This window comes from Cryobacterium melibiosiphilum (genome assembly GCF_003602235.1).
Classification (GTDB): domain Bacteria; phylum Actinomycetota; class Actinomycetes; order Actinomycetales; family Microbacteriaceae; genus Cryobacterium; species Cryobacterium melibiosiphilum.
The window spans coordinates 136,695-160,614 of sequence record NZ_QZVS01000096.1 but is presented as its reverse complement, the minus strand read 5'-3'; the positions used below and the strand labels follow the sequence as shown (position 1 = coordinate 160,614).

Genomic DNA, 23,920 nt, shown 5'->3' with positions numbered 1-23,920 from the left:
CTCCCCCCATCCGAGGCCGGTTCCGTGCCGGCTTGGCGGCCACATCTCGAGGGCTCATCTGGGGTATCGTCGGCCTACAGTCTTCAGTGGTCAACGATGCCTCGAAAGGTCAGTTATGGGAATCCGTGAACTCCAGAACTTCGTGAACGGCGAGTACGTGTCGTCCGATGCGAGCGAACAGCTCGACATCATCAATCCGGCCACCGAAGAGGTCTACGCCCGCAGCCCGATTTCCAGTGAAACGGATGTCGCATCCGCTTACTCGGCAGCGGCCGCCGCTTTCGAGACCTGGGGTGAGACCACCCCCGGGGAACGTCAGCTCGCGCTGTTGAAATTCGCCGATGCCCTCGAAGACCGCTCGGAGGAACTTGCCGACGTCGAGAGCGAGAACACCGGCAAGCCCCGCCCGAACCTTGTCGCCGAAGAGGTCGACATGATGGTCGACCAGCTGCGTTTCTTCGCCGGCGCCGCCCGCCTGCTCGAGGGCAAGTCCGGCGGCGAGTACATGAAGGACCACACCTCATTCGTGCGCCGCGAACCGATCGGCGTCGTCGGCCAGGTGACGCCGTGGAACTATCCGATGATGATGGCGATGTGGAAGATTGCGCCGGCCCTCGCGGCGGGCAACACCGTCGTGCTGAAGCCGTCAGACTCCACCCCGGTCTCGACCCTGCTGATGGCCGAGATCGCCGCCGAATTCCTTCCCGCCGGGGCCTTCAACGTTGTCACCGGTGACCGCACGACCGGCCGTGCGCTGGTCACCAACCGGGTGCCGCAGCTCGTGTCGATCACCGGTTCGGTGCGCGCCGGCATGGAGGTCGCTGGCGCGGCCGCCCTCGACGTGAAGCGGGTTCACCTCGAGCTCGGCGGCAAGGCCCCGGTCATCGTCTTCAACGACGCCGACATCGAGCAGGCCGTGGCCGGCATCAGCGCCGCCGCGTTCTACAACGGCGGCCAGGACTGCACCGCCGCCACCCGCATTCTCGTGCAGGAGGGCGTCCACGACGAGTTCGTCGCGGCCCTCGCCGCCTATTCGCGGGACAACGCGCGCACCGGCGCGCCCCTCGATGACGACATTCTCTACGGCGCACTCTCGAGCGCCGACCAGCTCGCCCGGGTCGAGGCCGTCGTCGCCGGGCTGCCCGACCACGCCACGCTGGCGCTCGGCGGCCACCGCCAGGGCAGCCGCGGTTACTTTCACGAGGCGACGATCGTGTCCAACCTGCGCCAGACGGATGCCGCGGTGCAGAACGAGATCTTCGGCCCGGTGATCACGGCGCAGAAGTTCACCGACGAGGCGCAGGCCCTGACCTGGGCGAACGATGTGCAGTACGGGCTGGCGTCATCCGTCTGGACGAGTAATCACGGCACCGCGATGCGGATGGCGAAGAATCTCGACTTCGGCTGCGTCTGGATCAACACGCACATTCCGCTGGTCGCCGAGATGCCCCACGGCGGTTTCAAGCACTCCGGGTACGGCAAGGACCTCTCGATGTACGGCCTCGAGGACTACACCCGCCTCAAGCACGTGATGAGCTACATCGGCTGAGGCCCCGCGTCTGAGGATCGTCTCGCCCGGTTTCGACCAGCACGCTGCGCGCGCAGGCTCAACCGGCGGGATCCTCCACCACCCGCCGGTTGAGCCGCGACGAAGGAGCGGTCGAAACCACGCAAGCCGATCCTCAGACCGAAGATCGGCTCGCCCGGTTTCGACCAGCGCGCTTCGCGCGCAGGCTCAACCAGCGACATCCACACCCGGCGATTGAGCCGCGGCGAACGCAAAAGAAGAAGGGCCCGTCCGAAGACGGGCCCTTCTTTGTGTTTACAGCGAGATTAGATGCTGTTGACGTCGAGCTGGATGCCCGGGCCGAAGGTCGTCGAGACGACGCCCTTGGTGATGTAACGGCCCTTGGAGGAGCTCGGCTTCAATCGAACGACCTCTTCGAGGGCGGCGGAGATGTTCTCGTTGAGCTGCTCAACGGAGAACGAGGCCTTGCCCACGACGAAGTGCACGTTGGAGTGCTTGTCGACGCGGAATTCGATCTTTCCGCCCTTGATGTCGGACACGGCCTTGGCGACGTCGGGCGTCACGGTTCCGGTCTTCGGGTTCGGCATGAGGCCACGCGGGCCGAGGACCTTTCCGAGACGACCGACCTTACCCATGAGCTCGGGGGTCGAAACGGCGGAGTCGAACGAGGTGTAACCGGCGGCTACCTTCTCGATGAGCTCGTCGCCACCAACCTCGTCGGCGCCGGCTGCGATAGCGGCTTCGGCGGCGGGGCCGGTTGCGAAGACGATGACGCGGGCGGTGCGGCCGGTGCCGTGGGGCAGGATGACGGTTCCACGAACCATCTGGTCTGCCTTGCGGGGGTCGACGCCGAGGCGCAGGGCGACCTCAACGGTCGAGTTGAACTTGGCGGAGCCGGTGTCCTTGGCGAGCGCGACGGCTGCTGCGGGGGTGTAGAAGGTGTCTTCGCCGATTTTCTCGGCAGAGGCGCGGTAGGCCTTTGACTTTGTTGCCATGGTGAATCTCCTGTACTGGGAATGTGGTTTTCGTGAACCTGGCAGGCTCTTCCACGAACTGCTAACGAGTGACTTGTTGTCACCCGGGGGATGCCGAGATTAAGCCTCGACCGTAACGCCCATGGAGCGGGCGGTTCCTGCGATGATCTTCGCGGCGGCGTCGATGTCGTTGGCGTTGAGGTCAACCATCTTCAGCTCGGCGATTTCGCGAACCTGGGCCTGCGAGAGCTTGGCAACCTTGACGGTGTGCGGGGTTCCGCTGCCCTTGGCGACTCCGGCGGCCTTCTTGATGAGCTCCGCGGCGGGCGGGGTCTTCAGAATGAAGGTGAAGGAGCGGTCGTCGTAGACGGTGATCTCGACGGGGATGACGTTGCCGCGCTGGGCTTCGGTCGCTGCGTTGTACGCCTTGCAGAACTCCATGATGTTCACACCGTGCTGGCCGAGGGCCGGGCCGATGGGGGGTGCGGGGTTCGCGGCGCCGGCCTTGATCTGAAGCTTGATCAGACCGGTAACCTTCTTCTTCGGTGCCATTGTTCTTCCTTACGTTGTGATGTTCGAGCAGGCGAGCTGCTCTCCCGGTGGCCCGGATGGGCCCCGGTGGTTCGAAAAACCGCAGAAAACGGATGCCCCGGTGTGGGGCATCCGTCATCTATCGGCTAAAGCTTGGTGACCTGGTCGAAGCTGAGCTCGACCGGGGTTTCGCGCTCGAAGAGCGAGACGAGCACGATGAGCTTGCCGCTCTCCGGCTTGATCTCGTTGATCGTGCCGGGCAGGCCCGCGAAGGAGCCTTCCTTGATCGTGATGGTCTCGCCGATTTCGTAGTCGATCTCCGCGGCAATGACGCGCTGGGCGCTCTTGCCGGGGGTGCCGGACTTGCTGACCGGAGCTTCGGCGATCTCGACGAGGCCCTTGAGCATTCCGAAGGATTCTTCGAAGCGCAGCGGGGTGGGGTTGTGGGCGTTGCCCACGAAGCCCGTGACACCGGGGGTGTGACGCACAACCGACCAGCTGTCCTCGTTGAGGTCCATGCGCACGAGCACGTAGCCGGGGATGCGTACGCGGGTGACCATCTTGCGTTGGCCGTTCTTGATCTCGACGACATCTTCCATCGGGACCTCGCACTGGTAGATGAAATCTTCCATGCCGAGCGACTGCTTGCGGTTCTCGATGTTCGACTTCACACGACGCTCGAAGCCGGCGTAGGAGTGGATGACGAACCACTTGCCGGGCATCATGCGCAGTTCGGTGCGGAACGCAGCGTAGGGGTCAACCTCAGCGGGCTCGGCGTCAGCGGAGCCTTCGACTGCGGCGTCTTCTTCGTCGGTCTCTTCTTCATCGGTGACGGCTTCGACGGAGGCGTCCGCCTCGGCGGCGGAGTCGATGTCGAGGGCGTCGTCGACGATCGCGTCGGCTTCGGGATCGGTGGACTCGGCGAGCGCGTCGAGGGCGGCGTCGAGGTTGACCTCAACACCGGCGGACTCGTCGATGACGTGCAGGGCGGCTTCTTCTGAGGCCTCTACGGAGTCTTCGGCGGCAGCGAGGGTGTTGCCCTCCTGCGCTTCGTCCTCTTCGGAGGACTGCTCGGCAGCGGTTGCCCAGTCGACATCGTCGTGCTTCGTCTCAGTCACTAAAATTCAATCCTTGTCTATCGTTCGGTGTTGGTCGGGTTCGGGGCGGAGCAGCTGCAACAAGGGCAGTATTAGCTCGGCGTTCCGAACACATACGTCACGACGAGGGCGAACACCCAGTCGAATGCCGACACGATGGCCATCATGATGACCACGAAGACCAGCACGACGCCGGTGTAGCTGAAGAGCTCTTTGCGGGTCGGGGTGACGACCTTCTTCAGTTCAGCGATGACCTGCTTGAAGAACAGGGACAGCCGAGCGAAGGGTCCACGTTTGGCGTCGCGGGCAATCTTCGCGTTCGCGACGACTTCCTCACTGGGTTCGTCGACAACTTTTCGGGCCACCAGTTACACCTTTCCTGGGCCGACAGAATTACCACCGGCTTGCAGGGCGGACAGGACTCGAACCTGCAACCTGCGGTTTTGGAGACCGCTGCTCTACCAATTGAGCCACCACCCTATGGAGAGAAATCCATCGCCCTTGCCGCACCCCAGTGAAAAGGGCGCAAAAAAGTTTGGCAGACTTCAACTACCTTCAGCCAGTCTAGGTCACCGGGGTGGACCATGTAAAGCTGAGGGGCAAGCTGAGGGGCAACCGCGGCGGACTGCGGGAGTGGCCCGTAGGCATCCGCTGGCCTGCGTCGTATGCTCGTAGCGTGGCACACGAACTCAAGCGGATTTCTACCCGGATCGGCTCCATTGCGGAGTCGGCGACCCTTAAAGTCGACGGAAAGGCCAAGGCCCTGCAGGCGGCGGGGCGCCCCGTGATCAGCTTCGCGGCCGGCGAACCCGACTTTCTGACCCCGCAGCACATCGTGGATGCCGCGGCGGCGGCCGTGCAGGACCCGAAGAATTACCGGTATACGCCGGCGGCCGGACTGCCCGAAATGCGCGAGGCCGTGGTCGCCAAGACTCTGCGCGACAGCAAGCTCGCCGTCACCGCGAACCAGGTGGTCATCACCAACGGCGGCAAGCAGGCCGTCTATCAGGCATTCCAGACCCTGCTCGACCCGGGCGACGAGGTCATCGTGCCGACTCCCTACTGGACGACGTATCCCGAGGCCATCACCCTGGCCGGCGGCGTGCCGGTGAACGTCTTCGCCGGCAGCGACCAGGGCTACCTCGTCACCGTTGAACAGCTCGAGGCCGCGCGTACCCCGCGCAGCAAGGTTCTGCTCTTCGTCAGCCCGTCAAACCCGACCGGCGCTGTTTACTCGCCCGAGCAGACCCGCGACATCGGCCTCTGGGCCGAGAAGCACGGCCTCTGGGTCATCTCCGACGAGATCTACCAGAACCTGACCTATGCCCCGTCGAGCGGAGCGACCTCGATCGTCGAGGCCGTCCCCGCCCTGGCCGACCGCACCATCCTTGTGAACGGCGTCGCCAAGACCTACGCCATGACCGGCTGGCGCCTGGGCTGGATGGTCGGCCCGCTCGACGCGATGAAAGCCGCGTCGAACCTGCAGTCACACCTGACCTCGAACGTCTCGAACATCTCCCAGCGCGCCGGCATCGCCGCCCTCAACGGCCCGCAAGACGCCTCGGTCGCGTTCCGCGAGGCCTTCGACCGCCGCCGGCACCTGATGGTCACCGAACTCAACAAGATCGATGGCATCACCACCCCGACCCCGCAGGGCGCGTTCTACGTCTACCCCGATGTGACCGGCCTGCTCGGCCGCACGTGGGGCGGCGTCACCCCCACGACCTCGCTCGAACTGGCCGACCTGATCCTCGACCAGGCCGAGGTCGCCGTCGTTCCCGGCGAGGCCTTCGGGCCGAGCGGGTTCCTGCGCTTGTCGTACGCCCTGGGTGACGCCTTGCTGCTCGAGGGCATCGGACGCCTGCAGCGCCTCTTCGCCTCCTGACACCCGACTGCAGGGGCATCCATCGATCGGGGGATGCCATAGTCGTCCGGTAGACGGCTAGTCGCGGGCGGGTTGCGGTGGGATTCTGGACCTATGACACCCAACGCTCTGACGAACACAGGCCCTGTTGTGCGCGTGCAGGACCTCCGCAAGTCCTACGGAAATTTCGAGGCCGTGCGCGGCATCAGCTTCTCCATTGCCGCCGGTGAGACCTTCGCGCTGCTCGGCCCGAACGGCGCCGGCAAGAGCACCACGATCGAGATCCTCGAGGGCTACCGAGGCCGCGATTCCGGCGAGGTGAGCGTGCTCGGAGTCGACCCGCACCGGGGCGGCCTCGACTGGAAGGCCCGGCTCGGCATCGTGCTCCAGACCAGCGCCGAGACCGGCAACGCAACCGTCACTGAGCAGCTCCGCCACTTCGCCGGTTTCTACCCCAACCCACGCGACATCGACGAGGTGATCGACGCCGCCGGCCTGCGCGGGAAGGCCAGGACCCGCATCAGCAAACTTTCCGGCGGGCAGCGCCGGCGGGTGGATGTCGCGCTCGGCATCATCGGTCGCCCCGAACTGCTCTTCCTGGACGAACCGACAACCGGCTTCGACCCGGAAGCGCGGCACCAGTTCTGGGATCTGATCCGCACTCTCAAGGGCGAGGGCACCACGATCCTGCTCACCACGCACTACCTCGACGAGGCCGCGCAGCTCGGCGACCGCGCCGGGATCATCGCCGGCGGCCGGCTGATCGAGATCGGGCCCATCGACGAGCTCGGCGGCGCCGACGCCCGCGTGCCGCTCGTGCGCTGGCGTGATGCATCGGGTCGGCCACGCGAGCAACGAACGGATTCCCCGGCCCGGCTCGTCGCCGACCTGGTCGCCGCCGCCGATGGTGCCGAGCCCGACGAACTGGAGATCATTCGGCCGAGTCTGGAAGACGTCTACCTCGGCCTGGTGCGCGACGACGAAGCGAAAATCCCGGCCACCGACGTTCCGACTACCGCGGGACTGATCCAGAAGGAGATGCGGGCATGACCACGACGAGCGCCGCGAGACCGCGGCCGACCACGACAACCGTTCGCGTGCCGGGACCCGGAACCACTGTGCGGCTGGGCATCTCTCGCATCCGCTACGAGACCCGCCTGTACTTCCGCTCGCCGGATACCCTGCTTTTCACGTTCTTTTTTCCGTTCATCATGCTCGGCATCTTCACCGCCGCGTTCAGTGCGGCGGGCAACATTGGTGGAGACGACAACGGTGTGGGCGGCGTCAGCGTGGGGGCTTACTACCTGCCGGGCATGCTCGCGGCTGGCATGTTGCTCTCCGGGGTGCAGAACCTCGCCGTGGACATCGCCGGAGAGAAGAGCGACGGCACCCTCAAGCGCCTCGGCGGCACTCCGCTCTCGCCGTTGAGTTATTTCCTCGGCAAGATCGGCCAGGTGTTCGTGACCGCCACGCTGCAGGCCGCGCTCTTACTGCTCGTCGCGCGGGTGCTCTTCAGCATCGAACTGCCCAGTGATCCCGAGAAGTGGGCCACCTTCGCCTGGGTGTTCGTGTTCGGCGTGATCACCAGTGCCTTCGTCGGCATCGCACTCTCGGCGCTGCCGCGCTCGGGTAAGAGCGCCACGGCCGTCGTGGCCCCGATCGTGCTGGTGCTGCAATTCATCTCCGGCGTCTACCTGCAGTTCACGACCCTGCCTGACTGGATGCAGAACCTCGCGAGCGTCTTTCCGCTGAAGTGGATGGCGCAGGGCATGCGCTCCGTCTTTCTGCCCGACAGCTTCGCGGCCGCCGAGCAGAACGGCGCCTGGGACCTGGTCGCGGTGGCGGTCGCCCTCGGCCTGTGGCTCGTGGTGGGCCTGGTGCTCAGCCGGGTCACCTTCCGCTGGATCCGCCGCGACGCCTGACCATGCCATTCGCAGTGTCCCGCGAGAGCGGTCGGGTCGTCGTTGTGGGCCGCTCAGACCGACTCGTCATCCGCTCTCGCCGGGACCTGCCTCGAATCTCTGGGAAGGTGAGGACATGACGGCACAACGATGGTGGGACGTGGCATTCGCGGGGGCGCTGACCCTGATGGCCCTCGTGGCCGTTGCCGATTCAGCCCTGACGGATGCCGCCCGCACCGGCGCGCTGTGGACTCTCGCGGCCATCGGCGTGTTTTACGCCGGGTTCGGTCGCCGCGGCATCTGCGAGCTCCCACCTGATGCCCGGCCCGGGCATGCGGGTGCCGCGCTGTCGCTGAGGGTGGTCGTCGTCGTCGGCTGTGGTGTCGCCACCGCTTTCTCTCCCAGCATGGCGACGCTGCAGTCGCTGGCCTTTCCGCTGCTCTGGGTGCTCGCACCGACGATCACCTCGGCAGTGATCTGGAACGCGGTGCTCACCCTCACGATGTTCGCCAGCCTCACCGCGAGCCTCGGCGGAACCCTCGACGCCGCGCTGCAGGCGGGCATCATCGAGATGCTCGCGTTCGCATTCTCGCTCGCGCTGGGTTTCTGGATCAGCCACATCAGCGTTGCCGGTGAACAGCAGCGCGCCCTCGTCGCCGAACTGACCGCGGCCCAGGGTGAACTGGCCGCCCTGCACCGCTCGGCGGGCGCCACGAGTGAACGTGAGCGCCTGGCCCGCGAGATGCACGACACCATCGCCCAGAGCCTCACCAGTCTGGTCATGCTCGCCCAGCGCACCCGGATCGAGCTGGCCGGCGTCGCCGCGGACACCGCCGTGGCCGGGGCCAGCGTCGACCTGATCGAAAGCTACGCCCGCGACGCCCTCACCGAGGCCCGCACCCTCGTTGCCGCGATGTCGCCCGTCCGGGTCGGCGACTCCAGCCTCGGCGACGCCCTCGGCCGGCTGGCGGAACGTTTCGAACGCGAGACCGGCATCCGGGTGGATGCCGCCGCGCACGTCAGCGGCATCGACCGCGAACTCGAGGTGGTACTGCTGCGCTGCGCCCAGGAGGGACTCGCCAACGTGCGCAAGCACTCGCGGGCAAGCGCCGCATCCGTCACCCTGACCCGCACCGAAGACCTCGTCACTCTGAACGTCACCGACAACGGCCGCGGCCTCGGGGACTACTCCGCGGCACGCGAGACCGGCTTTGGGCTGTCGGGCATGCGTGACCGCCTCGCGCTGGTCGGCGGCAGCCTGGAGGTGCGCACCGGCGACAGCGGCGGGACCCTGTTGCGGGTCAGCGTATCCACAGGGCCTGACGCGGCGCGGGATGTCCGAGCCTCCCTCGAAGCGCACGTTTCATGATCCGGGTCCTCGTCGCCGACGACCACCCCATCGTGCGCAGCGGAATCGTGGCGCTGCTCGCGCTCGCCGATGACATCGAAGTGGTCGGCGAGGCCGCCGACGGGGAGGAGGCCGTGCGGCTGGCCGTGACGCTCGTGCCCGACCTGGTGCTGATGGACCTGCGCATGCCGCTGCTCGACGGCGCCGCGGCGACCGCGCGGATCCTGGCCGTGGCCGGCAGCATCCGCGTTCTGATATTGACCACCTATGAGAGCGACGACCAGATTCTCGGTGCGATCGAGTCCGGTGCGAGCGGCTACCTGCTGAAGGCGGCCCCGCAGGCCGAGATTCTCGAGGGGGTGCGCTCGGTCGCCGGCGGTCAGACCGTGCTCGCACCGTCGATCGCCGCGACACTCGTGCAGCGCCTGCGCGAACAGGGGCTGCGAGCGGCTGTGGCCACGCCGTGCCGCCTGACGGCTCGCGAACTCGAGGTGCTGCGTCTCGTCGCCGGCGGCGACAGCAACCCCACCATTGCCCGCACTCTTTTCATCGGCGAGGCAACGGTGAAGACCCATCTCGTGCACATCTTCGAGAAGCTCGACGTGAATGATCGCACCCGCGCCGTGACCCGGGCGATGGAGATCGGTTTGCTCTGAAGAATCCCTCCCGCGCACGCCGATAGAGTAAGAAAATGCTCGCGCGCCTTGTCCAGATCTCACGACCGGTGCTCTGGGTGAACACGATCGGAACCGCTGTGATCGGCATGTGGCTGATCGGGGACCTGTGGCGCTGGGAAGCGGTGCCCATACTGCTCTGGCTGACGCTGCCGTTCAACCTGCTCATCTACGGCATCAACGACATCTTCGACCAGGACACGGATGCCGGCAACGCGCGCAAGGGCGGCCTGGAGGGTGCCCGCATCCTGGGTTCGGAGACGCGCAGCATTTTGCTGGGAGTCGTGCTGACCAACGTGCCGTTCCTCGTGTATTTTCTCTTCCTGCCGCCGGCCGCGCTGGCCTGGATCGTCGCCTATGCGGTCATCTTCATCTTCTATTCCGCGCCTCCACTACGGTTCAAGGCCCGGCGCTACCTGGATTCACTCAGCAACGCCGCCTACGCGTTCCCCCTGGCCTTTGTGCCGCTCGCGCTCGGCGAGACCCCGATCTGGCCGGCCGTGATCGGGTTGATGGCCTGGAGCGTGGCCAAACACACCTACGACGCGGTTCAGGACATCGACGAAGATGAAGCCGTCGGCATCCACACCACGGCCGTCTCCCTGGGTGCCCGTGGCGCCACGGTGTGGAGCGGCGTCTGGTGGACGTTGTCCAGCATCGGATTCGCGTTCGTGAGCTGGCCGGTCGCCGTCGTGAACACGCTCATCGCGGGTTGGCTCGTGTTCTCGCTGGGCAGGGACCCCACCCCGGCCACAGCCCGACGTCTGTATCGCTACTCGATCGCGTTCCCCTACGTGGCTGGTTCCGTTGCCGGAACCCAGGTCGTAGCCGCAATTCTGCTAGGAGTCTACCGATGACCCGCATGGCCACGCGCACGAAGCCACAACGCATCGTCGTGCTCGGAGCAGGCCTGGGCGGGCTCACGGCCGCCGCGCTCCTGAGCCGAGCCGGACACTCGGTGACCGTGCTGGAAGGCGCTGAGTGGGTCGGCGGCAAGAGCCGCCGGCTCGAGATCGGCGGGCAGCGGGTGGACACCGGACCGGCCCTGGTCACGTTCCCGCCGGTCTGGAACGAGCTGCTGGCCCGATACGACGCGCTAGGCGCCCGCGGGTCGGCGCCCCGTGAGGCTGCCGCTGTGGCCGGGGTGACCCTGCAACGCTTGCCCGAAGTGGGTCGATACTTCTATCGCGGTGACAGCGTCACCCTGCCGGTACCGGCGGGGCATCCGTGGCACTCCGCCTGGGCTCGGTTCGAACGGGAACACGGCGGCCTGGGCGCCCTCGTCTCGAGCATGCTCATGACCAACCCGGCCGATCCGGCATCACTCCCCGCCGTGCGCGGCGTATTTCGTCGCTACGGCACCCGGCTGACCACCCGGAGCTTTCTCGACGGCCTGACCTGGATGCCCGACGGCCTGCGCGAGGTCATCGCCATCCACACCCTCAACGCGGGCGTCTCACCCCGGCAGACCCTCGCCCTCTACGCGAGCATGCCGGCCATCATGGCCACCGACGGGGTCTGGGTGCCCGAAGGCGGCGTGAACGAGCTGCCGCGGGCCCTACACCGGCTCGCTCTGCACGCCGGCGCCCAGGTTCACCTGGGTGAGCCGGTCATATCCGTCGCCCAGGGGCGGGTCGTCACGGAGTCGGCCACCTACCCGGCCGACGTCATCGTGAGTGGACTCGATCGCGGCGTGATCGACGGGCTGCTCGGATTGCCGGCGGCTCGGCCGCGCCCGCTCTCCTGCTCGGGGGTGGCAATTTACGCAACTCTGGCCGCGCCGCTTCCCGCCGGCATCGCCACTCATTCCGTCGTGCTGCCCGACGATCCGGCGGCGCTGCACCGCAGCCTTGACGCGGGGGTGCCGCCGGAGCAGACGATGGCCTTTCTCAACTACTACCGGCCCCATGAGGTATACCCCAATGACCTGGCCACCGTGGCGGTGCTGCTCACCGCACCCGCCGACGGCCGGGAGTACACCCTCGAGAGCCCCTGGGTGGCGGCGGAGATCGCGCGGGTGAGCGCGGCCGTGGGACTCGATCGCCCCATCAGTGAACTGTTTCGGGACCATGTTGTGCTCGATCCGCAGTACTTCTCGGATTGGGGGTCGACCGGTGGCGCGCTGTACGGCGCGACGAACCCACTCTGGCAGAGCGGGCCGTTCCACCGGCCGGGTTACACGAGCCGTGCCCGACCGTGGCTCTGGCGGGTGGGCGCGTCGGTTCACCCCGGCGGCGGCATCCCCGCCGTACTGGGTGGCGCGATGACGGCGATGCAGAAGTTGCTCGACCGTCTCGACCGTCTCTAGTTTCGAACGTCTCTAGCTTCGACCGTCTGCGCGAGCAGCCGAACGTTGCCAGACGGGCACTCCTCATCGTCAGTCTCCTCATCATCAGGCTCCTCCTCGGGTACATCCTCGGGAATCTTCATGAGCATTAGTCAACACTGCACCTCTGACATACCCGCCCCGACCACGGGCCGAAATCGAGCCTCAACCAGCCGAACGAAAAAAGAACTTTCCAGTTTTCTTTACCGGGACCATTCAGCCTGGCCCGCGTACCTCAGAGCAGCTTGCGGGCGAGCGCCCAGGCCGTGAGTTCGTGGCGATTGGAGAGCTGCAGCTTGCGCAGCACCGAGGAGACGTGGGTCTCCACGGTCTTGATCGAGATGAACAGGCTGCCGGCGACCTCCTTGTACGAATAGCCGCGGGCGATGAGGCGCATGACCTCCGTTTCCCGGGCCGAGAGCCGGTCGAGTTCCTCGAGGGTGTCGGCGGTCTCCCCTGCCACGGCACCGAAGGCATCGAGCACGAAGCCGGCCAGTTTCGGCGAGAACACGGCGTCACCATCGGCCACTCGTCGGGCCGCGTCACTGACCTCGGCCCCGGAGGCGCTCTTGGTGATGTAGCCGCGGGCGCCGGCACGAATGACGCTCACCACGTCGTCGGCGGCGTCCGACACGCTCAATGCCAGAAAGAGGGTGTGCGGCGCGCTCGGCGCGGCCACCCGAATAACCTCAGCGCCCCCACCGCCCTGCCCGCCGGGCAGGTGCACGTCGAGCAGCACCACCCGCGGTTGTAGTTCGATCACGAGCGCGATCGCCTCATCCACGGTTGCCGCCTCGCCGAGCACGTGCAGCCCGGCGTCGAGGTCGGCGCGCAGCCCCGAACGGAAGATGGAGTGGTCATCGACGATCAGAACCGGCAGGGCGACGGATGCCGCGGCCCCGACATTCGCTGTGGCCTCGGTCATGTGGTTCTCGTTTCGATCGTGTGCTCGGCGGGAGTGCCGGGTGCAGCCGTTCCGGGCGCCGCGATTGTGGCGGCAGGCAGGGTCAGAACAACCTCGGTACCCACCCCGCCGGGCCCGGGTCGCAGCAGGGCATTGCCGCCGGCCCGGGTCATGCGCGCGAGGATCGATTCCCGCACGCCGTGACGGTCGGCGGGAATCTCGTCAATCAGAAACCCCGGGCCGCGGTCGGAAACGCTGAGTTCAATGCCGCTCGGTCGCGACTCGAGATAGATCGAGACGCTGCCGCCGGCATGCCGGGCCGCGTTGAGCATCGCCTCGCGGGCTGCCGCGACGAGGGCCTCCGGGGCGTCGGCCACGCTCGGTCCGACCGCAACCAACTCGAAGTGCACCGCAAAGTCGGCCTCGATCAGGCTCGACACCCGGCGCACTTCGGTTGCGAGGTCGACGGTGTCGCTCACCCCGGTCGGCGTGTCGGCGAACAGCCACTCGCGCAGCTCGCGCTCCTGCGCCCGGGCCAGCCGGGCGGCGTCGCTGTGCGGTCCCGCCTTCTGTTGGATCAGGGCGAGGGTCTGCAGCACTGAATCGTGCAGGTGGGCGGCGATTTCGGCGCGCTCGGACTCGCGTTCCCGGGCCGCACGCTCGTCGGCGAGGTCGCGGGCCAGTCGCAGCAGCCACGGCGCGATCACCACCGCAACACCGAGCAGCACGGCGATGGATGCCGCCACCACCGTCCACACGTTCGGCGCGCTGCCGGTGACGAAGAACAAGAGAATGCCGACGACGACGAGCACGAGGGCGCCGAGGGCACGCACCAGCCGGGCGGATGCCTGCTGCGCCTCGCCGCTGCGGATGTCGGCAAACTGCCGCCAGGCCAGGGCGGCTCCGGCGAGCACGACGATGCCCGGCACGACGACGGCGAGCGGTATGTTGGCCCCCAGCCGGCTCGCCACGAGGGTGATGCCGGCGGTCAGCAGGGCCACCCCGAGCAAGATTTCGGTAATCGGGGCGGCGCGGGGGTTGGCGCCCACCGCAGTGCCCGCCGAGGCGCCTTCGAGGATGGCATTGCCGAGTTTCGGGGCAGTCGCCTCCGAGCCCGCGCCGGCTGCCTTTCCTGCCCAACCCGCGCCGGGCCCCGACCGGAACTGGCCATCCGAGGCGCCCGCCGCTCGGGCCGGGCGGGCCAGGCTTGCCTTAGGCAGCGGTGTCGCGAAGCGGCCCGACTCTGCCGGGGCACTCGGCACGGTCACCCACAGCCAGGCGTAGAGCAACGCCCCGGCGCCGCCGCACACGGTGAGCAGCAGCGCCGCAGTACGCACGGCGTTGACCGGCAGCCCGGTGTGCTCGGCGAACCCCGCGCAGACGCCGCCGATCAGGCGGAGTCGGGGGCGCAGCATCCGCTCTGTTCTCATGGTCTTATCCAAGCACGACCCGCCGACACGCTGACCTATTCACCGGGCTTCGCGCGCGATCTCAGGGTTCAGTCAGGGTGATCCCCCATGGCCGTGCGCCGTGCCCGCTGGGAAGCTTGAACCATGACCGAGACACCGTACGATCCTGCAGGCACCCCGCCGCCGCCCAGCAGCGGCAACACCAACCGCACCGGCAGCGCGAGCTACCAACTCGCCCGATTCTTCGACTGGATCCGAGCCTCCGGCCTCACGCGCGGCTCCGACCGCTGGATCGCCGGTGTCTGCGGCAGCATCGCCGCCCGCACCGGGCTCGACCCGCTGATCGTGCGCGGCATCGCCATCGTCATCGCGATTCTCGGCGGCCCGCTCGTGTTCGCGTACGCCATCGGCTGGGCACTCATCCCCAACTCCGAGGGTCGCATCTACCTCGAAGAGGCCTTTCGCAAGCGCTTCGAACCGGCGATGATCGCCATTGGCGCCCTGCTGTTCTTCACCATCGTGCCGGCCTTCCGCGGATTCTGGTGGAACGGCATGCCCGGTGCCTGGGGTCTTCCGGACTGGCTCGCCACGACGTTCTCGGTCGGCTGGGCCCTGCTGCTCACGGCCGGCGTCATCTGGCTCGTGGTCGTTCTGCTGCGCCACCTGCCCGCCTCCACCTTCCGGCCCGGACCCACGCCGCCCGCCTCGGGCTACGGCTCCGCGCCGCAGCCCCCCGCGACGCCCGGTGCGCCGTCGGGTCCTTCGGCAGCGGATGCCCCGGCCCGCCCGACCGCGAGCAGTTTCGCCCCCGCAGACGCAGCGCCGACGAGCAGTGCGGGCACCGGCACGACCTCCTCCGGCTATGGCGGATCGTCCTCTGTCGGTTCGGCGTACGCCGCACCGGGCGCTACGGCGACCCCGCCCATCACCGATAGAAGCTCCTGGGACGCCCTGACCGAAAAGCACAGTGCCCAGCGCGAGGCCCGCCGGCTGAAGGAAGCGGCCCGCTACCGCCGCCGCAACCCGGGCGCCGGCTTCACCGCCATCGTGCTCGGCATCGCCCTGCTCGCCGCCGCCACGACCGCGGTCGTCTTCTCCGGCGGCACCTGGTCACCGGACGCGCTCGTGATCGGGCTCGCAGTCGGCCTCGGAGTGCTCGCCCTCGGCATCATCGTGTCGGGCATTCGCGGCCGGGTCAGCGGCGCCATGGGCGGCTTCGCCTTTCTCGCCGCGGTCGCCCTGCTCGTCGTCGGTGTGATTCCGGCCGGCACCCAGTTCTCGGCCTTCGGCGGCTCCGGCTGGCGCGCCGAGGCCACCGGCTCGTCGACCGACTTCGGGAACGAAACCGTGCCCGGCTACGCGATGATCGCCGGTGAGGCCACCGTCGACCTGCGCGCCCTCGCCGACACCCGCAATGCCGACGACGTCGCGGGCCGCGTCATCGACGTCTGGGTCGGCCTCGGCGTCACCCAGCTCGAACTGCCGAGCAACACCGCCATCCGGGTCGAGACCAACACCTTCATCGGAGCCGTCGACTACGCCGCGGGCGCTAATTTCGGCTCTGGGTCCGCCGACGCGGACACCGTCGACCGCGGTGGCGTGTTCCTGCACGATTCCCGCACATTCTCAGCGGATGACGCCGAGTACGACGTTCCCATTCCCGTCATCCGCGTCTGGTCGCTCATCGGCCAGGTCGACGTCATCGAAGCCCGCTAGGAGCCGTCATGTCCAACCCCACCAACACTCCAAACCCGGCTCGCCCGACTCCCGACACCGCCCCGGAACAGTCCGCGGAGACACCCTCTACGGAGGCACCGTCGACGGACTCCACCGAGACCCGGCCACTGACCGGACCCACGCTGGTACTTCCCGAGCTATTCGCGCGTGAGACCGGCCCGACCGGCCCGACCGGCTCATCCACGCCGACGCTCACTCCCCCGGCGGCGGCCTCGGCCGCCACCGAAACAACCGCGACGGCGACCACCAGCGCAGAGGCACCGGCCACAGCGCCCGCCGCGGCCACGCCGCCCGCCGCACCCTTCGCGTGGGAGCAGCCTGCGGCATCCGCTCGCCATCGGCCGCGCTTCGCGACGATCCTCTGGGGAGCCCTGCTGCTCGGGTTCGCGGTGTTCATGGCCGCGTGGACCCTGTTCCCGGGCACGCTCGACCCGACCCTGTGGCTGCTCGCCGCCGTGATCGGCGTGGGCCTCGTGCTCGTGATCGCGGGCATCGCCGCCGCCACCCGCCGCACCGACTGATTGGTCCTACCTCGAACCCAAGGGGCAGATTTTGGCGTTTCGCGTCGTGGCTCTTCGCCTCATGGGGCGGTTTCTGGCTTCTCGTGAGCGAAAAGCCAAAAATGGCCCCTTGCCCGGCGTCTGGCAGGCGGCACGGCCGCGAACGGCCCGGCGCAACCCGCAACCCGCAACCCGCAACCCGCAACCCGCAACCACTCTGTGACACCTCGCTCACGAGGTGTCACAGATCGCCCCATCGCCGCCTCCGGAGCTACAGGGTCAGGCCTACCAGGACAGGCTCGGGCTGCAGGTTGATGCCGAAATCGGCCTGCACCCGGCCCAGCACGTAGCGGGCGAGCTCCGCGATCTGCTCGGCGGATGCCCCGCCCCGGTTGGTGAGGGCGAGCGTGTGCTTGCTCGACACCGCGGCCTGCGAGCCCGGCAGTGAGAACCCGCGGCGAATGCCGGCGTTCTCGATCAGCCACGCGGCGCTCAGCTTCACGAGCTGCACCTGGTCGATTCCCGGAACCGGCCCGACGCCGAAGTAATCGTCGAGCGGGATGACCCGGTCGGGCACCTCGACCGCGAGCGGCCAGCGCGGCAGCGCGGTCGGCAGCGAGCGGGCAAAGTTCTCGGAGACGATCGGGTTCGTGAAGAACGACCCGGCGCTCCAGGTGTCGGAGTCGGCCGCATCGAGCACCATGCCCTTGGCGGCTCGCAGTGCGAGCACGGTCTCGCGCACCGTCGACAGCGCCACCCGGTCCCCGACCTGCACGCCGAGCGCCCCGGCCAGCTGCCCATAGTGAATCGGCTGCCCGAGCACGGCACCCACGACGGATGCCTCCCGCTCGGTGTCGTGAAGCTCCAGCTCGATTGCCAGCACGATGCCGCGCAGGCCGCGCTTCAGCGCCGACGTGCGGTAGTCGAGGCCGAGGGCATCCGCTGTCAGGCGCACCACCTCGCCCGTCTCGTAGTCGAGAAAGCTGATCGCGACGAGGCTGTCGGCCAGCTCCTGGCCGTAAGCGCCGATGTTCTGCACGGGCGCGGCGCCGCAGCTGCCCGGGATGCCGGAGAGCGCTTCGATGCCGGCCCAGCCCTGGGCGACCGTGTAGGCAACGAGCTCATCCCAGGGCTCGCCGGCCTGCACGCGCAGCAGCACGGTGTCGGGCGCCGACGCATCCGCTGTCTGGGTGGCATCGAGGCGTTCGATGCCGCGCGTCACGATGCGGATCACGGTTCCCTCGAAACCCTCGTCGCCGGCGACGGTGTTGGAGCCGCCGGCGAGCAGCATCCAGTCTTCGTCGAGGCTCCAGACCACGAGGGCCTCATCGACGAGCTCCTGCTCGGTCTGCGAGGCGACCATCGCGGCCGGAACGCCGCCGACGCGAAAGGTGGTGAGCGTGCTCAGCGCAACGGGTTCGATCATCGGCATCGGGCTACGCCACCACGCTGACGGGGGCCACAGCCAGGCTCACACGGGCCTGCGCCTTGCCGAGGACGGTCTGCTCGTTGAAGGTGACCGTGAGGTCGATCCGCACGATCTGCGCCTCGGCGTTGAGAGCGCCGACCTTCGCGGTGACGGTGACGAGTGCGCCGGTCACGCCGTCGACGAGCACGGGGCGGGTGAAACGCACCTGGTAGTCCACAACACGGGCGGGGTCGCCGGCCCAGTCGACGACCGGCTGCACCGCCAGCCCCATGGTCAGCATGCCGTGGGCGAGCACACCGGGCAGGCCGACTGACACGGCGACCTCGTCGCGGTAGTGGATCGGGTTGAAGTCACCGGATGCCCCTGCGTAGCGAACGAGGGAATCCCGGGTCAGCGCGAATTCCCGGCTGGCGACGACCTCGCCGACGGTCAGCGTGGACAAGTTCGGGGTCGTCACGGTCTGGCTCATTCGTCTCCCCGAACAACAAGAGTGGATATCGCGGTCACGACGTGCGCGCCGGTCGCATCGACCACGCGGGACTCGGCGGTGACCATGGCGTGGCCGCCGAGGGTCTTGATGCTCGACACTGACAGGGTCGCGGTGAGCTCGTCGCCAGCGACGATGGGGCGGCTGTAGGTGAAACGCTGGTCGCCGTGCACCACCCGGGTGAAGTCGATGCCGGCGTCGGGTTCGGCGAGCAGCTGCGCGAGGGTCGCCTCCTGCACCACGACGGCGAAGGTCGGCGGGGCCACGACGTCGGCGTGGCCGGCCGCGCGGGCGGCATCCGCATCGAAGTTGATCGGGTTGGTCGCGAAGACGGCCCGCGAGAACTCGCGCACCTTCTCCCGGCCCACGAGATACGGCGGCACCGGCGGGAAGACCCGCCCCTGAAGTTCGGGGTTTACTGACACCGCGCCAGTTTACGCGGTGACTGCGACGGTGACGGATGCCCCACCACCGTTCTCCCAGCCGCATACGGCAGACTATCCCGAGTGAAAATCGTACGCGTTCGTCTGAGCGACCCCGAAGTTGTCCCCCTGCTCGCCGACCTGCACCGAGAGTACGACGCCCGCTATGGCGACGGCTCCGGCGACTCGGCCTATGACGTCGCCGCCGAAGAGTTCGACCCTCCCGTCGGGGCCTTCGTGGTGCTGGTGCACGAGGGGATCTCGGTGGCCGGGGGCGGCATCCGCTGTTATGCGCCCGGAACCGCCGAGGTCAAGCGCATGTGGACCAACCCCGATTTCCGCCGCCAGGGCCACGCCAGCACGGTGCTGCACGCCCTCGAAGCGATCGCGGTCGAGCTCGGCTACCTGCGGGTACGCCTCGAAACCGGCTACGCCCAGCCCGAGGCCCTGGCCCTGTACCGCGGCCTCGGCTATGCCGACATCGGAAACTACGGCATCTACGACAGCGCCTTCGGCTTCGAACTCGAGCTCGCGCCCGCCGCGCGCCCCCTCGCCGTCTGACCCGTCGCGAAAGGAGGATCGTGCCCTCGCAGAGGCCCAAATCGTCCTCCCGGTGCCGACATCGGGTCAAATCGTCCTCCTTTCGCTACCGCAGGCCGCGAGTTATCGCCTGAACAGCGGGCTTCACAGGCCCGCGCGGTAGTTTGGTACTGCTATGCATAACAAACTGACTCCGCACCCCGACCTTCCGATCGACCTGCCCACGGCTGAGCGCCTGCACGCCGCCGTCGCGCACTACGGCGAGACCGTCGTCGTCGACAACTCCATCGCCCTGCTGCGCGGCAAGAACGCCGGCAAGGACTTTCTCATGTACGCCGGCGGACGCCACGCCCTCGGCATTCTCGATGGCGCGCCCGCGCTGTACTGGCCCGAGCTGTGGGGCGCCCGCGCATTCCTGCACATCTGGAGCGAAGCCGCCGCGCCCTACATCGTGGTCGGCCTGAACAACGAGTCCTGGCGCGTGCGCGAGATGTGCGCCAAGGTCGTGCTGCTGCGCGATCTGCAGACCGTGCCCAAGCTCGTGCGCCTGACCACCGACGAGACCCCGCGCGTGCGCGCTGCGGCGCTGCACGCACTCGCCGCCCAGGGCACGCCCGAGAACTTCGACACCATCGCCGTGCGCCTGCGCGACCCCGACAAAGAGGTGCGCCGCGCGGCCCAGCAGGCCCGCGACGCCATCGCGAAGCGCCTCGGCCTGCCGAAGGAATAGCTCGGAACAACCGCGCACGCAATCGTCAGGGGAACGGATGCAGGACGGCAGGTTTGACAGATACGTCGCCCTCGGCGACAGCTTCACCGAGGGCGTCGGCGACGACCTCCCCGACGGCACCCAGCGCGGCTGGGCCGACCTCGTCGCCCTCGCCCTCGCGGCCGCCATCCCCTCCGCGAGAGCGGATGCGGGCGCCGCGGATGCCGCGCCCGGCGTGCGCTACGCGAACCTCGCCATCCGCGGCAAGCTGCTCGGCCCGATCGTGTCGCAGCAGCTCGAGCCGGCGCTCGCCCTTGCGCCCACGCTGCTGTCGATCTGCGGCGGCGGAAACGACGTCATGCGCCCGCGGGTCGAGAACGCCGCGATCGTGGCCCTGCTCGACACGGTCGTGCAGCGTGCCACCGCGCAGGGTGCCCACGTTCTGATGCTGACCGGCGGAGACCCCACCCGGCACCTGCCGATGGGCGCGCTGATCCAGCGCCGCGGCGATCGCCTGGCGGATGCCTGCCGCGCCACGTTCACGGGCCCCGGCGTCACCTTCGTCGACAACTGGCGAGACATCACCCTGGCCAAGCCCGAGTACTGGTCGTCCGACCGGCTGCACCTGAATGCCCGCGGCCACACCCGCGTCGCCGAGAACGTACTGCGGGCACTCGACGTGCCCGTTCCCGCCGACTGGGACCCGGCGATTTCTTCGGGCGCCGGCGCCGACACATCCGCTGCCCCGGTCGCGGCGCGCGTGCAGGGCGAACACTACTATCGCACCCACGTGCTGCCCTGGATCGGCCGCCGACTGACCGGACGTTCGAGCGGCGACGGCCGCACGGCCAAGCGGCCCGAGCTGCTGCCGGTGCACGAGCACTAACGGCCCTCCCGCGATCCGGAGGTCGGCTCACTTGGTTTCGACCGCGCCAAGAACGGGCGCGGCTCAACCAGCGGGACGGGAGTGCGCTCGCTCGACCCCGGCAAGAACGGGCGCGGCTCAACCAGCGGGACGGGAGTGCGCTCGCTGGACCCCGGCAAGAACGGGCGCGTCGAGAGGCGAGGTCAGGAGGCGGGGACCGCGATTTCCCCGGTGACGTACTGGGCACGGCCGAAGCCGAAGGACCAGTCGCCGGGGCCGTTCTCGACGTAGCCGATGAAGACATCCGCTCCGTCGACGCTGACCGCGGCCAGTTCGCTCGAGATGCGGTCGAAGAGGGCGCTCTTGGCCGCTTGGTCACGCCCGCCCTGGGTGAAGATCTGAATCATGACAACGCCGTCGGTGCGCTCGAAGCCGAGACCGGCGTCCTGCGCGCGCAACTGGCCCAGGGGATGCTCGGTGAGGATGTGGAACAGATCACGCTCGGGAATGCCGTAGACGGCGAGGATCGCGCCGTGAATGGCGGCGCTGATGCCGCCGAGCTGTTCGGGGCTGCGGCCCACGTTGACGTCGATACGAACCAGTGGCACGGAATCTCCTCGGTGATGTCAGTCGGTAGCCACCGATGCCGGATGACTATTGTTCTAACATACTGACAAACTCCAGGAAATGCGAGTCCCGCAGGACTCCACGGCGTCCCGCACGCCCCTGAACCAGCTACCGTCCGGGCTCGACGCAGGTGCACTGCTGGCTGAGTGCGAAGTCCGCCATGACCTCGTCGACGTGCTGGCCGCAGCCAACCCAGGTGACCTTTGCGCACTTGCTGCACCGAATTGGACTACACATTGTGACTCCTGTTCATGTCGGGAAATGAATACCCTATGAGGTATAGCAGAAAACGGCATCCGTCGTGGTAGATACCCCATTGGGTATAGGAGTAGGGTCGCCTCAGAAGCGCAGCTGCACGGTCGCAGCCGCACAAGATAAGAGGTTGACATGGCACGTGTCGTCGTATTGGGAGCAGGGGTATCCGGCCACACCGCGGCCCTGTACTTGAAGAAGCGTTTGGGCCGGGATCACGAGGTGATCGTGGTCTCCCCGGGCTCGAAGTGGAATTGGATTCCCTCGAACATCTGGGTCGGAGTCGGCAAGATGGGCGCCGACAAGGTGGTGTTTCCCCTCGCCCCCATCTATCGCCGCAAGAGAATCGAGTTTCACCAGGCCAAGGCCGTGGCCCTCTACCCCGACGGCGACGCCCACAACCCGCGCGGGCAGGTCGAGATCGTCTACACCGACCCCACCCGGGTTGGCACGACCGAACGCCTCGGCTACGACTACCTGATCAACGCGACCGGGCCCCAGCTGAACTTCGCCGCGACACCCGGCCTCGGGCCGGACGCAGGCAACACTGTCTCGGTCTGCACGCCGAGCCACGCCGTCGGCGCGGCGAAGCGCCTGGCCGAGGTCATCACGACCCTGAAAGCGGGAATCCCGCAGACCCTCGTGGTGGGTGTCGGCCACGGCACCTGCACCTGTGAGGGCGCCGCCTTCGAATACGCCTTCAACGTGGAGCAGGAGCTGCAGGGCGCCGGCGTGCGCGACAAGGCCGAGGTCATCTACCTCACCAACGAGCACGAGCTCGGCGACTTCGGCGTCGGCGGCATGACCTTCAACTCCGGAGGTGCCCGCGTGACGAGCGAGGCCTGGATGGAATCGCTCTTTCGCGAGCGCCGAATGAAGGCCATCACCCAGGCCGCGGTGACCCGGATTGATCCCGGCGTCATCAACTACACGCAGATCGACGGCACCGAGAACACCCAGAAATTCGACTTCGCCATGCTGCTGCCGCCGTTCCGCGGGGTGGGCCTGAAAGCCTTCGACCGCACCGGTGCCGAGATCACCGACACGATCTTCGCGCCGAGCGGCTTCATGCGCGTCGACGCCGACTACACGGCCAAGCCGTTCGACGAGTGGACCGCCGAGGACTGGCCGAAAACCTACCAGAACCCGACCTACGCCAACATGTTCGGCGTCGGAATCGCCTTCGCGCCGCCGCACGCCATCTCCCGCCCCTACGCCACGCCCGGCGGCCTCGCCGTCGCGCCCGCCCCGCCGCGCACCGGCATGCCCTCGGGCGCGATGGGCAAGGTTGTCGCGATGACGATCGCCGACATGATCCTGAAGGGCGCCCTCGCCCCGACCCACCACGCGTCGATGGGCGAAATGGCCGCCGCCTGCATCGCATCCACCGGAACCGGCCTGCGCCGGGGCACCGCCGCGGCGATGTCGATGTCGCCGATCGTGCCGGACAACGCCCGGTACCCCGACACCAACGGACGCGACCCGCGCACCACGACCGGTGAGATCGGCCTGGCCGCGCACTGGGTCAAACGGGTGCTGCACACGATGTTCCTCTACAAGGCCAAGGCCTATCCGTTCTGGTACCTGATCCCGGAATGACCGCACGCCCCACCCCACCCCTTCTACCGACGGAGAACACGATGACCACCACCCAGGACCGCATCGACCGAGCCCCACTTCCGGGCGCCGCCGAACTCGCCCGGCGCAGTAATCTCGGAGTGCAACTGCTGCGCTTTCTGATGCTCAACTTCACCATGTACCGGCTGGCCAAGAGCAGCCACTAGCACCACTGGAGA

Annotated in this window: 26 protein-coding genes and 1 tRNA gene; 15 read left to right on the top strand and 12 right to left on the bottom strand. The window is 67.9% G+C overall.

Translation table 11 applies throughout. The features are described from left to right. Positions 1 to 115: 115 nt before the first annotated feature. The gene (locus D6T64_RS20035) at positions 116 to 1,549 is read left to right on the top strand and encodes an aminobutyraldehyde dehydrogenase (protein WP_119976432.1); all 1,434 of its coding nucleotides are present in this window, start codon (positions 116 to 118) and stop codon (positions 1,547 to 1,549) included. A 284-nt stretch (positions 1,550 to 1,833) separates the two neighbouring features. Here D6T64_RS20035 and rplA read toward each other — a convergent pair whose 3' ends face one another. The 5 genes from rplA to D6T64_RS20010 all read right to left on the bottom strand — a co-directional run bounded on the left by rplA (position 1,834) and on the right by D6T64_RS20010 (position 4,610). Then, positions 1,834 to 2,523: a 50S ribosomal protein L1 gene (rplA, locus tag D6T64_RS20030; RefSeq protein ID WP_119976431.1), complete on the bottom strand. Its 690-nt coding sequence runs from the start codon at positions 2,521 to 2,523 to the stop codon at positions 1,834 to 1,836. 99 nt (positions 2,524 to 2,622) lie between these two features. Then, entirely contained in the window at positions 2,623 to 3,054 is a 432-nt protein-coding gene (rplK, locus tag D6T64_RS20025) for a 50S ribosomal protein L11 (RefSeq protein ID WP_119976430.1), read from the bottom strand. Positions 3,055 to 3,179: 125 nt separating this feature from the next. Then, positions 3,180 to 4,151: a transcription termination/antitermination protein NusG gene (gene nusG, locus D6T64_RS20020; protein WP_119976429.1), complete on the bottom strand. Its 972-nt coding sequence runs from the start codon at positions 4,149 to 4,151 to the stop codon at positions 3,180 to 3,182. Between the two features lie 71 nt (positions 4,152 to 4,222). Continuing rightward, the gene (secE, locus tag D6T64_RS20015) at positions 4,223 to 4,495 is read right to left on the bottom strand and encodes a preprotein translocase subunit SecE (protein ID WP_119976428.1); all 273 of its coding nucleotides are present in this window, start codon (positions 4,493 to 4,495) and stop codon (positions 4,223 to 4,225) included. A gap of 42 nt (positions 4,496 to 4,537) precedes the next feature. Continuing rightward, a tRNA-Trp gene (locus tag D6T64_RS20010) sits at positions 4,538 to 4,610 on the bottom strand. Positions 4,611 to 4,806: 196 nt separating this feature from the next. Here D6T64_RS20010 and D6T64_RS20005 point away from each other — a divergent pair. From D6T64_RS20005 to D6T64_RS19975, 7 genes are all read left to right on the top strand, one after another. After that, positions 4,807 to 6,015: a pyridoxal phosphate-dependent aminotransferase gene (locus D6T64_RS20005; protein ID WP_119976427.1), complete on the top strand. Its 1,209-nt coding sequence runs from the start codon at positions 4,807 to 4,809 to the stop codon at positions 6,013 to 6,015. Positions 6,016 to 6,108: 93 nt separating this feature from the next. Beyond that, positions 6,109 to 7,044 (top strand): ABC transporter ATP-binding protein, encoded by a 936-nt coding sequence (locus D6T64_RS20000; RefSeq protein ID WP_119976426.1) that lies wholly within the window; start codon positions 6,109 to 6,111, stop codon positions 7,042 to 7,044. Beyond that, complete coding sequence (locus D6T64_RS19995) at positions 7,041 to 7,916, top strand: ABC transporter permease (RefSeq protein ID WP_119976425.1); 876 nt, start codon at positions 7,041 to 7,043, stop codon at positions 7,914 to 7,916. The genes D6T64_RS20000 and D6T64_RS19995 overlap by 4 nt, the downstream gene beginning before the upstream one ends. 115 nt (positions 7,917 to 8,031) lie before the next feature. Next, positions 8,032 to 9,264, top strand: coding sequence for a sensor histidine kinase (locus D6T64_RS19990; RefSeq protein WP_119976424.1), 1,233 nt, complete (start codon positions 8,032 to 8,034; stop codon positions 9,262 to 9,264). After that, a complete protein-coding gene (locus D6T64_RS19985) occupies positions 9,261 to 9,899 on the top strand; it encodes a response regulator (protein ID WP_119976423.1) in 639 nt (212 codons plus the stop codon). Before D6T64_RS19990 ends, D6T64_RS19985 begins: the two co-directional genes overlap by 4 nt. A gap of 35 nt (positions 9,900 to 9,934) precedes the next feature. Next, on the top strand, positions 9,935 to 10,774 hold the full coding sequence (locus tag D6T64_RS19980; RefSeq protein ID WP_119976422.1) for a UbiA family prenyltransferase: 840 nt from the start codon (positions 9,935 to 9,937) through the stop codon (positions 10,772 to 10,774). Next, positions 10,771 to 12,225 carry a phytoene desaturase family protein gene (locus D6T64_RS19975; RefSeq protein WP_233551453.1) on the top strand — a complete coding sequence of 485 codons (1,455 nt, stop codon included), beginning with the start codon at positions 10,771 to 10,773 and terminating at the stop codon, positions 12,223 to 12,225. The genes D6T64_RS19980 and D6T64_RS19975 overlap by 4 nt, the downstream gene beginning before the upstream one ends. Here the strand turns inward: D6T64_RS19975 and D6T64_RS23470 are convergent. The 3 genes from D6T64_RS23470 to D6T64_RS19965 all read right to left on the bottom strand — a co-directional run bounded on the left by D6T64_RS23470 (position 12,222) and on the right by D6T64_RS19965 (position 14,577). Next, the gene (locus D6T64_RS23470) at positions 12,222 to 12,347 is read right to left on the bottom strand and encodes a hypothetical protein (RefSeq protein WP_267900502.1); all 126 of its coding nucleotides are present in this window, start codon (positions 12,345 to 12,347) and stop codon (positions 12,222 to 12,224) included. The two genes, D6T64_RS19975 and D6T64_RS23470, sit on opposite strands and share 4 nt — an antisense overlap. Before the next feature lie 131 nt (positions 12,348 to 12,478). Next, a complete protein-coding gene (locus D6T64_RS19970; protein WP_119976421.1) occupies positions 12,479 to 13,168 on the bottom strand; it encodes a LuxR C-terminal-related transcriptional regulator in 690 nt (229 codons plus the stop codon). After that, positions 13,165 to 14,577, bottom strand: a complete 1,413-nt coding sequence (locus D6T64_RS19965; RefSeq protein ID WP_119976420.1) for an ATP-binding protein — start codon at positions 14,575 to 14,577, stop codon at positions 13,165 to 13,167. The genes D6T64_RS19970 and D6T64_RS19965 overlap by 4 nt, the downstream gene beginning before the upstream one ends. 123 nt (positions 14,578 to 14,700) lie before the next feature. Between D6T64_RS19965 and D6T64_RS19960 the strand changes: the two genes are divergently transcribed. Together D6T64_RS19960 and D6T64_RS19955 are read left to right on the top strand one after the other, a co-directional pair. Beyond that, positions 14,701 to 16,272 (top strand): PspC domain-containing protein, encoded by a 1,572-nt coding sequence (locus D6T64_RS19960; protein WP_119976419.1) that lies wholly within the window; start codon positions 14,701 to 14,703, stop codon positions 16,270 to 16,272. An 8-nt stretch (positions 16,273 to 16,280) separates the two neighbouring features. Then, a complete protein-coding gene (locus D6T64_RS19955) occupies positions 16,281 to 16,814 on the top strand; it encodes a hypothetical protein (protein WP_119976418.1) in 534 nt (177 codons plus the stop codon). Between the two features lie 250 nt (positions 16,815 to 17,064). On the opposite strand, the gene D6T64_RS19950 is transcribed toward D6T64_RS19955, so the two are convergent. From D6T64_RS19950 to D6T64_RS19940, 3 genes are read right to left on the bottom strand one after another with little or no spacing between them, the layout of a single operon-like run. Further along, positions 17,065 to 18,225, bottom strand: coding sequence for a UDP-N-acetylmuramate dehydrogenase (locus D6T64_RS19950; protein ID WP_377010898.1), 1,161 nt, complete (start codon positions 18,223 to 18,225; stop codon positions 17,065 to 17,067). Between the two features lie 4 nt (positions 18,226 to 18,229). After that, positions 18,230 to 18,691, bottom strand: coding sequence for a MaoC family dehydratase (locus D6T64_RS19945; protein WP_199719240.1), 462 nt, complete (start codon positions 18,689 to 18,691; stop codon positions 18,230 to 18,232). Beyond that, positions 18,688 to 19,134, bottom strand: a complete 447-nt coding sequence (locus D6T64_RS19940) for an FAS1-like dehydratase domain-containing protein (RefSeq protein ID WP_119976417.1) — start codon at positions 19,132 to 19,134, stop codon at positions 18,688 to 18,690. The genes D6T64_RS19945 and D6T64_RS19940 overlap by 4 nt, the downstream gene beginning before the upstream one ends. An 81-nt stretch (positions 19,135 to 19,215) precedes the next feature. On the opposite strand from D6T64_RS19940, the gene D6T64_RS19935 reads away from it, so the two are divergent. The 3 genes from D6T64_RS19935 to D6T64_RS19925 all read left to right on the top strand — a co-directional run bounded on the left by D6T64_RS19935 (position 19,216) and on the right by D6T64_RS19925 (position 21,266). Beyond that, positions 19,216 to 19,692, top strand: coding sequence for a GNAT family N-acetyltransferase (locus tag D6T64_RS19935; RefSeq protein WP_119976416.1), 477 nt, complete (start codon positions 19,216 to 19,218; stop codon positions 19,690 to 19,692). Positions 19,693 to 19,846: 154 nt separating this feature from the next. Next, positions 19,847 to 20,401: a HEAT repeat domain-containing protein gene (locus D6T64_RS19930; RefSeq protein ID WP_119976415.1), complete on the top strand. Its 555-nt coding sequence runs from the start codon at positions 19,847 to 19,849 to the stop codon at positions 20,399 to 20,401. A gap of 37 nt (positions 20,402 to 20,438) precedes the next feature. After that, positions 20,439 to 21,266: an SGNH/GDSL hydrolase family protein gene (locus D6T64_RS19925; protein WP_119976414.1), complete on the top strand. Its 828-nt coding sequence runs from the start codon at positions 20,439 to 20,441 to the stop codon at positions 21,264 to 21,266. A gap of 182 nt (positions 21,267 to 21,448) precedes the next feature. Here D6T64_RS19925 and D6T64_RS19920 read toward each other — a convergent pair whose 3' ends face one another. Further along, the gene (locus D6T64_RS19920) at positions 21,449 to 21,853 is read right to left on the bottom strand and encodes a tautomerase family protein (protein WP_119976413.1); all 405 of its coding nucleotides are present in this window, start codon (positions 21,851 to 21,853) and stop codon (positions 21,449 to 21,451) included. 406 nt (positions 21,854 to 22,259) lie between these two features. Here D6T64_RS19920 and D6T64_RS19915 point away from each other — a divergent pair, with 406 nt between their 5' ends. Then, entirely contained in the window at positions 22,260 to 23,723 is a 1,464-nt protein-coding gene (locus D6T64_RS19915; RefSeq protein WP_119976412.1) for an NAD(P)/FAD-dependent oxidoreductase, read from the top strand. Between the two features lie 41 nt (positions 23,724 to 23,764). Beyond that, the gene (locus D6T64_RS22730) at positions 23,765 to 23,908 is read left to right on the top strand and encodes a hypothetical protein (RefSeq protein ID WP_158594927.1); all 144 of its coding nucleotides are present in this window, start codon (positions 23,765 to 23,767) and stop codon (positions 23,906 to 23,908) included. Positions 23,909 to 23,920 lie beyond the last annotated feature (12 nt).